At 55.9% G+C, this 13,845-nt stretch carries 12 protein-coding genes; all 12 read right to left on the bottom strand.

Annotation, left to right across the window (positions count from 1 at the left end):
• Window positions 1-7: 7 nt before the first annotated feature.
• The 12 genes from Q673_RS36040 to Q673_RS36550 all read right to left on the bottom strand — a co-directional run bounded on the left by Q673_RS36040 (window position 8) and on the right by Q673_RS36550 (window position 13,619).
• On the bottom strand, window positions 8-1,120 hold the full coding sequence (locus tag Q673_RS36040) for a glycosyltransferase family 4 protein (protein ID WP_081712030.1): 1,113 nt from the start codon (window positions 1,118-1,120) through the stop codon (window positions 8-10).
• Window positions 1,121-1,131: 11 nt separating this feature from the next.
• Entirely contained in the window at window positions 1,132-2,103 is a 972-nt protein-coding gene (locus Q673_RS36045; RefSeq protein WP_081712031.1) for a glycosyltransferase family 2 protein, read from the bottom strand.
• Between the two features lie 14 nt (window positions 2,104-2,117).
• A complete protein-coding gene (locus Q673_RS36545; RefSeq protein ID WP_152527108.1) occupies window positions 2,118-3,785 on the bottom strand; it encodes a hypothetical protein in 1,668 nt (555 codons plus the stop codon).
• A 117-nt stretch (window positions 3,786-3,902) separates the two neighbouring features.
• Window positions 3,903-4,949 carry a pseudaminic acid synthase gene (gene pseI, locus Q673_RS28725; protein ID WP_023006177.1) on the bottom strand — a complete coding sequence of 349 codons (1,047 nt, stop codon included), beginning with the start codon at window positions 4,947-4,949 and terminating at the stop codon, window positions 3,903-3,905.
• A complete protein-coding gene (locus tag Q673_RS28730) occupies window positions 4,936-5,556 on the bottom strand; it encodes a formyltransferase family protein (RefSeq protein WP_200861407.1) in 621 nt (206 codons plus the stop codon). The genes pseI and Q673_RS28730 overlap by 14 nt, the downstream gene beginning before the upstream one ends.
• 41 nt (window positions 5,557-5,597) lie before the next feature.
• Window positions 5,598-6,761: a UDP-2,4-diacetamido-2,4,6-trideoxy-beta-L-altropyranose hydrolase gene (gene pseG / locus Q673_RS28735; RefSeq protein ID WP_023006179.1), complete on the bottom strand. Its 1,164-nt coding sequence runs from the start codon at window positions 6,759-6,761 to the stop codon at window positions 5,598-5,600.
• Complete coding sequence (gene pseF / locus Q673_RS28740) at window positions 6,758-7,489, bottom strand: pseudaminic acid cytidylyltransferase (RefSeq protein WP_023006180.1); 732 nt, start codon at window positions 7,487-7,489, stop codon at window positions 6,758-6,760. The genes pseG and pseF overlap by 4 nt, the downstream gene beginning before the upstream one ends.
• Window positions 7,486-8,649: a UDP-4-amino-4,6-dideoxy-N-acetyl-beta-L-altrosamine transaminase gene (gene pseC / locus Q673_RS28745; protein ID WP_023006181.1), complete on the bottom strand. Its 1,164-nt coding sequence runs from the start codon at window positions 8,647-8,649 to the stop codon at window positions 7,486-7,488. Before pseC ends, pseF begins: the two co-directional genes overlap by 4 nt.
• A complete protein-coding gene (gene pseB / locus Q673_RS28750; RefSeq protein WP_023006182.1) occupies window positions 8,649-9,647 on the bottom strand; it encodes a UDP-N-acetylglucosamine 4,6-dehydratase (inverting) in 999 nt (332 codons plus the stop codon). Before pseB ends, pseC begins: the two co-directional genes overlap by 1 nt.
• Before the next feature lie 24 nt (window positions 9,648-9,671).
• Window positions 9,672-11,480: an ABC transporter ATP-binding protein gene (locus tag Q673_RS28755; protein WP_023006183.1), complete on the bottom strand. Its 1,809-nt coding sequence runs from the start codon at window positions 11,478-11,480 to the stop codon at window positions 9,672-9,674.
• Between the two features lie 7 nt (window positions 11,481-11,487).
• A complete protein-coding gene (locus Q673_RS28760; RefSeq protein WP_023006184.1) occupies window positions 11,488-13,284 on the bottom strand; it encodes an ATP-dependent nuclease in 1,797 nt (598 codons plus the stop codon).
• A gap of 47 nt (window positions 13,285-13,331) precedes the next feature.
• Window positions 13,332-13,619, bottom strand: a complete 288-nt coding sequence (locus Q673_RS36550) for a hypothetical protein (RefSeq protein ID WP_152527109.1) — start codon at window positions 13,617-13,619, stop codon at window positions 13,332-13,334.
• Between the last annotated feature and the right edge of the window lie 226 nt (window positions 13,620-13,845).

Here is a 13,845-nt window from a genome sequence, read left to right on the forward strand (position 1 = left end):
ATCATCTTTAAGCATTAACCCCCAGCCCCCGAAACAGCTTCACCCAACGCTTGGAAATCTCCTCATCATCGAACTTGCTTACGCTTACGTGTGAAGCCTTGGACATTTCTTCTCTCACCTCATCACTCGACATAAGAGAAGCCAAGGCTACTGAAAGCTCATCAACATTACCGGCAGGAACAATAAGGCCATTTACTGCATCTTCAACTATTTCAGCTGGCCCTGCATCACAATCAAAACTCACAACAGGTAGGCCACAACTTAGCGCCTCCAACACAACAAGGCCAAACCCTTCAAAACGTGAAGGCAGCACAAATATATCAGACGCAAAAAAATCATCTTCAATCTGATCTGATTGGCCCGGAAGAAAAACATTATCCAAAGAATGTGAAGAAATAGCATGCTCGAGGGACTCACGATCTTCACCCTCACCCAATATCACCAATTCCCAGCCGTCACGAACAGGGTGGTCAATTTTAGCCCATGCCTGAAGCAGCAGATCAAACCCCTTTTGATGGGTCAATCGACCTGCAGAAACCACTCTTTTCAACCCGCAGCGAGATGCCTTTTTCTTTGCATCGTTATTTCCCAGACCAGAAAATGGATTAATGTTATAGATTACTTCCAGCTTATTCTCTGAGGATGGAAATTTTCTCTTCCAAATCTGAACATCCCTTTGTGAAAGCACCACTATCTTGTCAGCGAATCTAGCAGCGAGCTTACGAGAATAATTTCTCGCCTTCACGCCTAGATCAACATTGGCATTAAAGTGCTCCCAATTAACAAGAACAGGACGACTGGAAAGAAGCAACAACGGAATAAGAAATAGGAAGGAGATGCTCTCTACTGCAACAACCGCATGAGGCCTGGTTTTAATGACATAACGAAGAAGCAACCAGGATGACGATAGATAACCGACTACACCTCGCCGCCTCTCACAAGAAAGTTCATCCAGAATAACTGGCTCTGAAACCTCATAATGACTAACTCTACCACCATACTGACTGAGTATGGTTACAGGGTAACCCAGATCACTCAACGTTGATGCAGTGTCTGCGCAAGCCCTTTCAGTGCCACCTTTTAGACCCTGAGACCCAGTAAAAAAAACAACCACAACCACCCCTCAATTCGCTATCTAACAGCCATCGCTCTCATTATTAAAAAAACAGCACGCGGAGAAAGGCGAAAAACTTTCACAGACATCCAATCCCGAAAACTGAGCATGCCTGACTTTAGAAGAAGGCCTTCATTGAAGCTCATCTTTTTTATTTTTTTCTCAAAAAAATTTAAAACTTCTGGATCTAGCCGCTTATCTTTCCAGTCACGGTACAGTCTTAAAACCGGATCCTTGAACAAGAAAAGAAATTTGCGGAGATCTAGATATTCTCTAATATCAGAGGGTTGGGCACTACACCCCCCTGCCAGACAATACATCTCATCTATAACACCACTAACCTGAACAAAAGATCTCGATGAATACACCGACTTAGTGATTGAATCACCAGACTTATCAAACAAGTACAAGCTCTTTCTTATATTTCTATAATTTCGAGAGGCAAGAAGAAACCTGAAGTTAAACAAAGAATCCTCAGAATGACAGGAAGGGAAAATGATATTATTTTCAGAGAGCACAGACAGCTTATATACTTTATTCCAGACTGTAGACACAAGCTTGTCAGATAAAAAGTCTCTTAAAATTCCTTCCTCTGACGGACACCAAGCCTTCTCTTCTGTTACATCCTCATATTTAACTTGGTAGTCAAAAACCAGGATATCAAAATTAAACCTATCTATTTCACTAATTATCGTGGACACAGCCCCTTCTAAATAGCTGTCGTCATCATCGACAAATGTGACGAAATCACCGGTCGCGTTATAAAGACCCACATTCCTGCTAGGCCCGGGACCTATGTTTTTCTCGTTATAGAAATAGCGGACTCTGGAGTCTTTGTATGAGCACACTTCATCCTTAATCGGCTCACTTGAGCAGTCATCTATAACCAGAACTTCAAATCTATCATCTTTGCAAGAAAGAATACTATCAAGGCATTTATTTATTGTTTCCTTGGATTCATAAGCAGTAACTACTATAGAAAGCAGCATAGAAATCTCATATATCAAGAATTTTCATGGAAAAACCTGTCTAATTGCCTCGAAAACTCAGGGTAAGAAAAATCGCGATATCGGCAGTTGAAGCCACCATTAGTTACTTCACGCGGGCGCCATCTTTTGAAAGGATACTCATCAAAGGACAGCTTAGAGTTATGGATATAATGCATATACATAAATTCGTAAACTTGCTCTACCTTTTCCTTATCTACCTCAAGTCGCTCTGAATTTTCTAAAAGACCAAAGTAAGCGTCTTTATTAGCAGCATTAAATGCAAAGTCATAGGCAGCTGTAGGATTGTCGCCACATAGTATTACAGGCACACCCATCGCAGTGAACTCAGCTGCTACACTGCCATATACAGAGACAATAGCCGCAGGATTAAATTCAACTAGCTTTTTATTATTAAAATCATCATTAAGTATATTTATAAACTCATACATATCGTCAAGCTGAGATATGAACTTATCTTCATATTCAAATCGATTAGGATGCGGCTTTAAATATATTTCATAGCTCTTAGTCAGTCCGCGGTCTCTAATAAAATCAAGAGACTGAACAATCCATTCCCAAAAATCAGGAAAGACCATATCCTTGTAAATATGCGGACTATCACTAAACGCGTGCAGCATAAATACTAATGGACGACGGCCTGACTGTACATCAAGGGTCAAGTGTTCTGAGTCACTAGAATATGCTGATTTTGCCATGTAAACAACACCATCATCAAGCACACCTTTAAGTCGATTTTCGACAAGCTCTTTTCCTTTTTCTATACTTCTAACTCTTTCAACCTCAGATAGTTCTGAAAAAGCCTTGCGGTACTGTGTATGGTCAATCGTCTGAAGCCCACGGTTTTCATGTACAGCATGTAACGGGGGGAATCTTGAATTGAAGGTTACGTAAACTTTAGCACCAAAATTAATCCCGACATCACTTATGATTTGCCAGTTATTATAAACACTATGACCCAGAACTAAACACTTAACATTATTTTCAGAGAAAACTCTTTCTGATACACATAGGAGCAATATTGCTTCATCCAGCAACTGCCTCAGCCTTGAGCTTTCCAAATCAACTGTAACTGACTTGGTAACACGCAAATATGTGTCGTAGACAGCTCTACCGACCTCTACATTTTTAACTTTATAATCAATTAGATCGTCTTTAGAAACAATACTCTTTAAAGCTTCTCCTAAAATCTTGTCGCGTTTATAAAAATCAACTTTTGACACGGAGCTTAAGGACAAACCGTGCGAAAAGCCTAAGCGTTTTGCTAATCTTGGGCTTTTCATGTAGCCAGACACGCATCGCCCAATAAATCTTATCCAGGGAGAGCGATTTGCATAGTAGACATTTGGCTGGTAGAAGCATGGCTTTAGGCCACCCTCATCAGAGAGATACTTAGCCACGGCTAGATTCTCTACTAGCTGGTTAGATACATGTGGCAAATCAACCAGCAAAATTGAATCGCTTTCCTTTTCCTCAAGCTTAAGGTCTGGAATTTTGCTGCCTAAATATTTTTTTTCTTCCCCTGAATAGAAGAAAAACTCTTTTAATATTTCGTAAATTTTTTTCATAATGCTCAAGGTGATGAATATTTGTAGAGGTACCTGTAACGCTCCGATGCCACTTTGGCTTGAGCCACAATGATCTTCCTGAAGAAATCTCGTCACGGCCCCCACTATATTGCCTACTTATAGTTTCGGCCGCCTGCCTTCAGTGGATTTTTCAGGCGTTTTCACGCAGAGCCACATTCCAGAACCCCAAAGAAACGCATGAAATCCATCACATCAACTCAATACATCTTCCGTAACCGGCATATTTTCGGTGACTACCTGAGTAACCGTTTTCCCAACTACCCGCTGCATATACTTCGGCGCCAACCCATACCCCGGCCTCACACTCCTTATGGAATCTTCGGTAATCACCTCCCCTGCCTTCAGATCCTTCACGAAATAGAGCGAGCGCCGGAACTGTACATTCCCCTGCTCGCTGGACTTGCGGCCGTAGTCGACTTGGCCGAGCGCCTGCCAGGCGGTTTTGGCATCACGGCACAGGGCAGCGAGTTCGGCGGGCTCCAGGGAGAAGGTGTCGTCGGGGCCACCGCCGTTGCGGTCGAGGGTGAAGTGTTTCTCGATCAGGCTGGCGCCCAACGCAACGCTGGTAATGGCGGTGGTGTTATCGATAGTGTGGTCGGAAAGCCCGGTGACCAGGCCGAAGCGCTCGATCATGTCAGGAATGGTGCGCAGGTTATAGTCCTCCGGCGGGGCCGGGTAGCCGCTGACGCAGTGGAGAATGGCGAGCTGTTCACAACCGGCGCCGCGAGCGGCGTCGATGGCTTCCTGGATCTCCTCGGCATCGGCCATACCGGTGGAGATGATCATCGGTTTGCCGGTTCGGGCCACGTACTCGATCAGCGGCAGGTCGACCGCTTCGAAGGAGGCGATCTTGTAGGCTGGGGCGCCGAGCTCTTCGAGCAGGTCTACCGCCGTGGTGTCGAAAGGAGAGCTGAAGATGGTGATGCCGAGCTTACGAGCGTGCTCGAAGAGTGGCTGGTGCCACTCCCAGGGGGTATGGGCCCACTCATAGAGTTCGTAGAGGGTGCGCCCTTTCCATAGCCCTTCCGTGATCTGAAAGTCGGGCAGGTCACTATTCAGAGTGATGGTATCGGGGCGATAGGTCTGCAGCTTGACGGCATCGGCGCCGGCCCTGGCGGCCTCTTCGATGATGCGCATGGCCGTTTCCAGCTTGCCGTTATGGTTGGCGGAAAGCTCGGCGATGATATAGGGCGACTGTTCGGGGCCGATCGCACGGCCATCGATATTAATCGTCTTCATGGGATGGCACCTTCTTGAGTTCGATGGCATAGGTATGCCCGTGCAGGCGAAAGAAAGCCGGATAGCGCTGCGGATCCATGACTCGGATCGTTGGAAACAGGTCGCGCAAGGGTAATGAAGGATCGACTTCGCTATCTGCCGGCGTACGCTTGCGATAGTACGTTGGGGTAATGTGCTGGGATTGGGGTACCGGCTGGGCCCCTGCCGAGATGAGAGTCAGCGCCTCATCCATCAGCGACAGTTCCGTGTCAAACAGCAGGCGGTGAATCTCGTCATGTAGGGCGTGAGCCGGCACCGGCAAGGTCCGCTTGGCCCAGATCGCCCCTGTATCAACGCCATCCTCGGCATCGAGCAAGCTAACCGTAATGGCCTCGGCACCCTCTAGCAGTGCCCAGATATAGGGGCTCCATCCGCGGCCGTGCGGGAGATCACTAGCGTGCAGGACCAACGTATGCTGGTATTTTGCTCTTGTGGTGGCGTCAATGATCTGGCTGCAGGAAATCAGGAACAGAACGTCACCACCTGGGAGATCTTGAACGTCGTGGCAAAGGGTAATGTCGTGGAACGATTGCTGTTTTTCTTGCCACCGCACCAGCCAGTCGTTCACGGGATGATCCCGGCTTGTGCAGAGAAGCGTGACATGCATCCTTAGCTCTCCTGAGTGGTAGCGGATAGGGCCGATAGCACTCGGTCAGCGCCTTTCTCATCGACACGATTGGCAGCCTGCTGACTCATCAACGCCAGGGCATGTGGTGCGCTGATCCCCGCCAGGCATCTTGCCAGCGATCTCGGCAGGTCGGCGAGATCCAGTGTCGACGAGGCGCCCTGCTCCTCCAGAGCCTGGGCGATGCCACGCTGATTATCGGCCAACACCACCATCAGAGTGGGCAGGCCTAGGCAGCAGCGCTCCCAGGAGGTGCTGCCGGCGGCACCGATGGCGAGATCCGCCTCGGCCATGCGCTGTGCCATGTCGCTGACATTGACGACCACCTCAGTGGGCCAAGGCATTGTCCGGGCCTGAGCTGTCACCGACTCCCGCCAGGGGGCGGAAGCCCCCATCACCACGCTGATCTGCAGGTTTTCCGGCAGGTCGCAGGTGATCAGGGCGTCCAGCACCTGGCCGGTGACGTTGTCCTTGTCCACGCCACCGAGGTTGATCAACAGACGCCGTAGCCCGGGCTCGCGGGCACGCCGGCTGAGGCTGGCCTCGCGCCACTCGCGGAACTCGGGGCGCAACAACGCATAGCGGGGCCCTGCCAGCACCTGGCAGCCCTCGGGCACCAAGCCACGATAGTCCTCCGCCTGCCGGCCGAGGTTCTGGTCCAACAGCAGATCAGCAATATGGCGCCGATCCGCCAGGTCGTCGATCACCAGCAGGCGCGGCCTTGAGTTGGGAAGCCGATCGAGTACCGTCGTTTCCCAGCGGTGATCCAGGGCGTAATGGTCCACTACCAGCCAGGCCGGGGCCAGCTCGGCCAGGAGAGGCAGACAGGCTGCGGCGTCTTCGTCCCAGCTCGCGCCCAGCCAGTGGGCATGATCAAGCTTAGGCTCGGTGACAGACGTGACGGCTGTGTTAGTGTCGCGCGCTTCCTGCGGTAGCCGATGGACCGGGTAGCCACGGGCCTCGATCAGTTCACACAGGTGCCCAGGGTGCTCCCGGCAGAGGAAGTGGCACTGGGCACCCTGAGCCTGCAGAGCATCGGCGAGGGTCAGGCAGCGCATGACGTGGCCGCTGCCGATCTCCAGCGAGGCATCGGCGCGGAAGGCGACCACCTGCCCCTGGAGTTGGGAGGGTATCGGCGCTTCGCTCATGCCCCGCCGCCCTGCTGCTGGGCCTGCCAGGCCTTGAACAGCCATTCGGCGCGCTGCCAGTCTTCCGGCGTGTCGATATCCTGGACGCGGTGGCGCGGCAGCTTCACCGACGCGGCATGCTCGCTGAAGATCGGCGTGCCCTTGCTCCAGGCGGCGGCCCGCCCCCAGTAGAACTGCCCGGCATCGTGCCAGGCCTCCTCGAGATCCTGGGAGCGGGTGTGGAAGTGCTCGGGCTGGAACATGTCCACGCGCCCTTCAGGCGTCAATCGCAACGCACGCTGAATGGGAAAGGCGTAGCTCGTCACCGAGAAGGCATAGTCCACGTCATCGCTCTCCCGCAGGGCGCGAAGCCCGGCCTGCAGATCCTCGGCTTGCACGAACGGCGCCGTGGCGTAGAGGCAGCAGACCGCATCAGGCGCCTCGCCCTGCTCGCGCAGCCAGTCGATGGCATGGGCGATGACCGCGATGGTGCCGGTGTGATCATCGGAGAGCGCGGCCGGGCGGCGAAACGGCACCTCGGCGCCCCAGGCCTCAGCCACGGCGGCGATCTCGTCATCGTCGGTGGAGACGATTACCCGGGAGAAGCAGCCACTGGCCAGCGCCGCCTCAATTGACCAGGCGATCATCGGCTTGCCGGCGAACTCGCGAATGTTCTTGCGGGGGATACGCTTGCTGCCACCCCGGGCAGGGATGACGGCTATGGCCTGCCCTTCTAGTGACTGTGTCATGCGACCTCCAGGGCCCGGGCCAGCGCCGTTACCACCTCATCCTGCTGCGCTTCAGTCATCGTCGGGAATAGCGGCAAGCTAATCGCCTCGGCGTAGTAGGCTTCCGCTGCAGGGAGGTCGCCGGACGTGAAACCCAGCGCCCGGTAGTAGGGCTGGGTGTGCACCGGGATGTAGTGTAGGTTCACGCCGATGCCCTGCTCGCGCAGACGCTCGAACACCTGGCGGTGCGAGGGGACGATCTGGCCGAGCTGGAGCCGGATCACGTAGAGGTGGCGCCCGGAATAGCTGTCCGGATGCTGCCAGGGCGTGGTCACGGGCAGCGTCGCCAAGGCGGCATCATAACGCTCGGCCAGGGCATTGCGACGTGCCACGTAGTCGTCCAGTCGCTCCAGTTGCGTGACGCCCAGCGCCGCTTGCAGCTCGGTCATGCGGTAGTTGTAACCCAGGTCAATCTGCTGGTAGTACCAAGGGCCATCGGCCTCATGGGTCATCAACGCCGGATCCCGGGTGACGCCGTGGCTGCGCAGAAGGTCCATTCGGCTTGCAAGATCATCGTCGTTGGTCAGCGCCATGCCGCCTTCGGCAGTGGTGATGATCTTCACCGGGTGGAAGCTGAACACGGTGATATCGCTGTAGCGACCGCTGCCGATGTAGTCGCTCTGATACTTGCCGCCAATGGCGTGAGACGCGTCCTCGATGATGCGGAAGCCGTAACGCTGGCCAAGGGCGTGGATCGCCTGCATGTCGCAGGGCTGGCCGCAGAGGTGCACGGCCACCAGCACCTTAGGCAGGCGCCCTTCCGCCTCAGCCCGTTCAAGCTTGGCCGCCAGCGCTTCCGGAGAGAGGTTATAGGTGCGCGGATCGATATCGACGAAATCGACCTGGGCACCGCAGTAGCGCCCGCAGTTGGCGGAGGCGACGAAGGTGATCGGCGTGGTCCACAGCCAGTCGCCCTCCCCCAGACCCATCGCCAGGCAGGCGATATGCAGCGCCGAGGTGGCGCTGTTGACCGCCAGCGCATGGCGGGCGCCCACCTTGGCCGCCACCGCCTGCTCGAAACGCGGCACCATCGGGCCCTGGGTCAGGAAGTCCGACTGCAGTACCTCCAGCACGGCATCGATATCGGCCTGCTGAATATCCTGGCGTCCGTAGGGAATCATCAGATGGCTCCGATCTTTTCCCAGTTGGCGTCTATCCAGGCCTTGAGCTCAGCATCTGACATCCACTCAGCGTTGTTGTCGCTGGCATAGACGAAGCCTTCCGGCACCTTCTTGCCATCCTTGATGCGGTTGGCGTCCTTGTCCCAGCTGTTGATGGCCGGCAGGATCTTGTAGTGCTCGGGGTACTCGTAGGTGTAGTAGGCATCCTCGGCGCCGATCATCTGCTCGTGCAGCTTCTCGCCGGGGCGAATGCCTACCACCTCTTGCCTGGCCTCTGGGGCGATGACCCGGGCCAAGTCGGTGACCTTCATGGAGGGGATCTTCTTGACGTAGATCTCGCCGCCTTCCATGTCTTCGAAGGCATGCCAGACCAGCTCCACGCCCTCCTCCAGGCTGATCATGAAACGGGTCATGCGCTCGTCGGTGATGGGTAGCACGCCCTTATCACGGATCGACGTGAAGAAGGGAATCACCGACCCACGGGAGCCCATGACGTTACCGTAACGCACCACGGCGAAGCGGGTGTCGTGCCCGCCGGCGTAGGAGTTGCCGGCCACGAACAGCTTGTCGGAGGTAAGCTTGGTGGCGCCATATAAGTTGATCGGGCTGCTGGCCTTGTCGGTAGAGAGCGCCACCACCTTCTTCACGCCCTTGTCGATGCAGGCATCGATCAGGTTCATTGCGCCCATCACGTTGGTCTTGACGCACTCGAAGGGGTTGTACTCGGCGGTGGGCACGATCTTGGTGGCCGCTGCATGCACCACAAAGTCGACGCCATCCAGGGCCCGATAGACCCGCTCGCGGTCGCGCACATCACCGATGAAGAAGCGAACGCGGGGATCGCCCTCGAACTTTTTGGCCATCTCCCATTGTTTCATCTCGTCGCGCGAAAAGATGATCACACGCTTGGGGTTGTAGCGCTCCAGCAGCATGGGGATAAAGGTGTGGCCAAAGGAGCCGGTGCCGCCGGTGACGAGTATTGACGCATCATTGAACATCGAGTGATTCCCTATCGATTACTGTTACGCATGTTCCGCCATGCGCTTGAAGATGGTGTTGCGTTCGGAAAGTTCTGAATAGCTGCCATGGTCTATCACCTGGCCGTCGGCCAGCAGGTAGATGCTGTCGCACTGCTTCACCGTGGCCAGGCGGTGGGCGATCATGATGATGGTCTTCTTGCCGGAGAAGTCGTGGATGGCATCCATGATCAGCTTCTCGGTGATGCCATCCAGGGCGCTGGTGGCTTCGTCCAGCACCAGCACGTCGGCATCGTGATAGAGGGCACGGGCGATGCCGATGCGCTGGCGCTGGCCGCCGGAGAGCTGCACGCCGCGCTCGCCCACGCGGGTTTCCAGGCCATCCGGCAGTTCGGCGAGCAATTCATCCAGGTGCGCCATGCTGGCGGCCTGGAGCACCTTGTGGTCATCGACCAGCTCGGGTGGCAGGCCGAAGGCAATGTTCTCGCGGATCGAACTGTCGGCCAGGAAGATGGCCTGGGGCACGAAACCGAGGGTGTTCTGCCAGGCGCGGCGGCTGTCGTCGGTCAGCGGCTGGCCGTCGATCAGCACCTGGCCCCTCTGGGGCTCGATCAGGCCCAGCAGCAGGTCGATGGCCGTGGACTTGCCGGAACCGGAGGCCCCCACCAGGCCGATGACCTGGTTGGCAGGGATCTCCAGGTTCAGGCCGTTGAGTGCCGGTTCCTGCTTGCCGGGGTAGGCAAAGGTGATATCCGTCAACTGGATGCTGTGCTTGGGTGCCAGGTGCTGTTCCGTGCGCTCCTGCTCGGTAAGCGGCTGGCGTATAGGCTGACGGCTGCTGGCGTAGAGGTCGTCACGCAGGGCATCGAAGGCGGCCAGATTGCCGCGAATCTGGGACAGGCTGGTATAGACCTGCTGAAAGGCGGGCAGTAGCTTGAAGCCGGCCAGGGCATATACGGAGAGCACGGGCAGGATGGTGCCCAGGTTGCCTTCGTGGGCGGCTAGCAGGTAGAGAATCAGGAAGATCACGCTGCCGAAGGCGATCAGTTCCATGGCGTAACGCGGTGCCTGGCTCATGGCGGCATTGGTGCCCTGGGCCTCGGCGAAGCGCAGGCTGGCGTCGTCAAAGCGTTCCGTGAACACCTGCTGGCGGCCCAGCAGCAGGGCATCCTTGATCCCGCCGAAGCCCTCGCTCATCAGCTTGAAACGCAGCCGCTGGACTTCGGAGATGGTCTTGCCGTTGCGCATCAAGCGCCGGCGCACGGTGCGAAACAGCAGTGCATAGGCCAGGGAGAAGATGACCAACCCGATCACCGCCACCAGCGGGTTGTAGAGCAAGATGGTGACCGCCATCAAGGTAGCCATCACCAGCTTGGCGTTCATCTGCATCAGCGGGTTGATGATGCTTCCTGTGATACGGCCGCACTCCTGGGCGATCTGGTTGGTGAGCTGGCTGCTGCTGCCGCTGGCGTGAAACAGCCAGGGCTGGTGCATGTAGTGGGCATAGAGCCGACTGGCGAGCTGGGCCCCTACCCGCGCGCCATACATGGAGAGCCGCCAGATGGTGAACATCGAGATCAGTGCCGCGCCGGTGAGCACCACCAGTACGCCGATGCCCAGCCAGAACAGGAAGGTGCGCGGCTCGCTGAAGCCGCTGGCGCGGTAGAGCTCGGCCATGATCCCTTCACCCTGAAGTTGGCTCATGTCGCCCACCAGCGCCATGAAGGGGCCGATGGAGACCACGCCGGCGATCTCGGCAAACGACATCAACACCACCAGGATCTGCAGGCGCAGGAGTTTCTTGCGCTGCTCGGCGGTGAGGAGCGAGTAGAGTTCTTTGAGTTGATTCAGCATCTAGGGGTCAAGGATCAAGGGGTGGATTGAGCCAGTGAAAGAAATCGCGGAGTGAATCAGGCGTTTTTACGCACGTTTCGAGCCCTTCTGCTTCGAGCCGCTGGGTAAACTCGGCCCACTCCTGCTCGTTCTTGTCACCAGGCAAGCCAAGCACGGCTTCGATATCGCCGCGGCACCACAGCCAGACGCGCTGTGCCTTGAGTTTCTCATGCAGGGCCATGGTGACCGGGTGTGCTGCTTCCTGCCGGGCCCATTCTGCATAGACCTGCGCCGCCTTCTTTCGCCCGTTATTGGTCGGCCGCCGATTGCCCCCAAGCTCGATGTCGGGATCTTGATCTGCCATGGCCGCAATCTGTGATAGGCAGCTTTCCAGATCGACGTCCTGCTTGTCGATCAGACGATGCTTGACGGCCTGATTGATGGCAAAGTCAAAATCCGCCAGCGCATAGGCGTCGATTCCCAGCTCGTCGAATACCTTCAGGCAGTGTGGCAGCGAGCCCACTCCGCCAAGATTCATCACGGCAAATCGATCGGCAGCCAGCGTCCTCCCTTTCACTGCCTGATAGAGCACCGGCAGCAGGCGACGCTCGGTCGGCCCCTCGGCCAGGAGCACGCGATCGCTGAACAGCCAACCACTGGCGTTTCTGAGCTCGAAGAGGGTGTGGAGGCGGGTATCCGCATTCTCCACTCGCCGCTGTAAGGCTTCGCTGACGGACAGCATGACGCGAGTTTCACCGGTTACGGCATCCTTGCGGACGATTCGAGAATGGGGAATGGCCGTTCGGTCGATCATCATCGGCGAGTGGGTGGCAAATACTACCTGGTAGCCGACACGCGAGAGGCTCTCCAGAGCGAGTCGCACTTGCTCGATCGCCTGGGGGTGCAGGAACAGTTCTGGCTCTTCGATCAACAGCAGCCGACGCTGTGCCTGTTGGTCCTCTTGTGCCTTGAGCTCGGCGAGGTAGCGGATCAGCGCCATCTGAATGCTGCGCTGGGCGCCATGCCCCAGGCTGGTGAAGTCGCGGATGGCACCACGCCCGTGCTCGCTGACCTTAACCGTACCCTGCTTGAACAGCGACTTGACCTCAGGCACCGGAATATCCAGGTGAAGGTTGATCCCCGGGAAGAAATCGGCGACCGCCTGGGTGGCTTCCTGGTCGAAGCGTTGCAACTCCGCCACCCGTTCGGCGCCATCGGAGGCAAGTTGTCGACTGACGGCATCGAAGGCCGCCTGAATGGCTGCGCCGTGGGCCTCTTCCAACGGGGTGGTGAACTCCGCCAGCAGCTTGCCCAGGGTGGTGCCGGTCTTGGGCTTGGTGGCATCCTCGGCGGCGTCTTCCATGGCGCCGATGAAGATGGGCTCCGGGAACAGCGCCTGGATCGCCTGGGGGATGCCGGTCGGAGGCCCCTGCCATCCCCCTTCAGACTCACCGTCAGCGCCGGGCTTGCATACTTGAAGCTTCGCGGCGGCCTTGCCGCCGCCCGGCTCGACCTGCACACGGCGCAGCAGCATCCGTTCATCTTGGATGAAGGGAAGCATCTTCTTGCGGTGCCCAGGCTCAAGCCGATCCAGCATGGCATCATCCAACCCCTCGATCACGCCTTCCACCACCACCGGCTGGGCCGTATCGAAGAAGTCGCCCTCGCCCAAGGCGCGTGGCGCCACCAACCATTCGATGGCGGCCATGATGTTGGACTTACCGGCGTTGTTATAGCCCACGACGGGTGTGCAATCACTGAGAGCCAGAGAAACATCACGGCAGGAGCGGAAGTTTTGAATATGAATATCGGTGAGGTGGTGCATGGCGCGTCCTTGCAAATATGCAACAGCTTAGAAAATAGATCCCGGTGTTAATCTTCTCTGATGATGGCAGTGATTGATGCCACTTCAACCTCAACAAGATCGCCAACATTATAGCCACCAAAGTCAGCACGAGGCGCAGGGCCAATTGCGACAATCTCACCAAGGAGCTCGTCGCCCTCAGAGCGATATATACGGATATAAAGCTCCACACTCTCATCTACTTTTACGGTTACCGTGTCACCTTCTTCTGGGGGGCCAAGACTTGGTAATTTTTGTCCATCAACATACATGAGGCCGTGAGAACGTGGCAGATATTTGTCTATCTTCTTATACATTCTGCAGACCTTTTTAATCTTTTGAATATTAAGTATTAAGTATTATAAACAGGCCGCTTGCGGCCTCTTGGGTCAGACCATGGCCATCATTGGCCGGGGTCTAACCCGGCGCGGTGCTGGCTTGGTAACACCGCTTTCGCGCAGTAAGCTGCGCTCCTACAGATCGGATTGTGCAGGCGTTTAGCGATAAGCGAAGGCTGCCAATCGAGTAAGTATCCCCCGGCAA

Origin of the sequence: Halomonas sp. PBN3 (assembly GCF_000475415.1) — a bacterium.
In the GTDB taxonomy this organism is placed as follows: Bacteria; Pseudomonadota; Gammaproteobacteria; order Pseudomonadales; family Halomonadaceae; genus Halomonas; species Halomonas shengliensis.

Bases quoted from the DNA above. Each gene is read 5' to 3' on its own strand.
- pseB (WP_023006182.1), bottom strand. From the start codon at position 9,647: ATGTTCAATGATGCGTCAATACTCGTCACCGGCGGCACCGGCTCCTTT.
- pseC (WP_023006181.1), bottom strand. From the start codon at position 8,649: ATGATTCCCTACGGACGCCAGGATATTCAGCAGGCCGATATCGATGCC.
- Q673_RS28755 (WP_023006183.1), bottom strand. From the start codon at position 11,480: ATGCTGAATCAACTCAAAGAACTCTACTCGCTCCTCACCGCCGAGCAG.
- Q673_RS36045 (WP_081712031.1), bottom strand. From the start codon at position 2,103: ATGCTGCTTTCTATAGTAGTTACTGCTTATGAATCCAAGGAAACAATA.
- pseG (WP_023006179.1), bottom strand. From the start codon at position 6,761: ATGAGCGAAGCGCCGATACCCTCCCAACTCCAGGGGCAGGTGGTCGCC.
- pseF (WP_023006180.1), bottom strand. From the start codon at position 7,489: ATGACACAGTCACTAGAAGGGCAGGCCATAGCCGTCATCCCTGCCCGG.
- Q673_RS36550 (WP_152527109.1), bottom strand. From the start codon at position 13,619: ATGTATAAGAAGATAGACAAATATCTGCCACGTTCTCACGGCCTCATG.
- Q673_RS28760 (WP_023006184.1), bottom strand. From the start codon at position 13,284: ATGCACCACCTCACCGATATTCATATTCAAAACTTCCGCTCCTGCCGT.
- pseI (WP_023006177.1), bottom strand. From the start codon at position 4,949: ATGAAGACGATTAATATCGATGGCCGTGCGATCGGCCCCGAACAGTCG.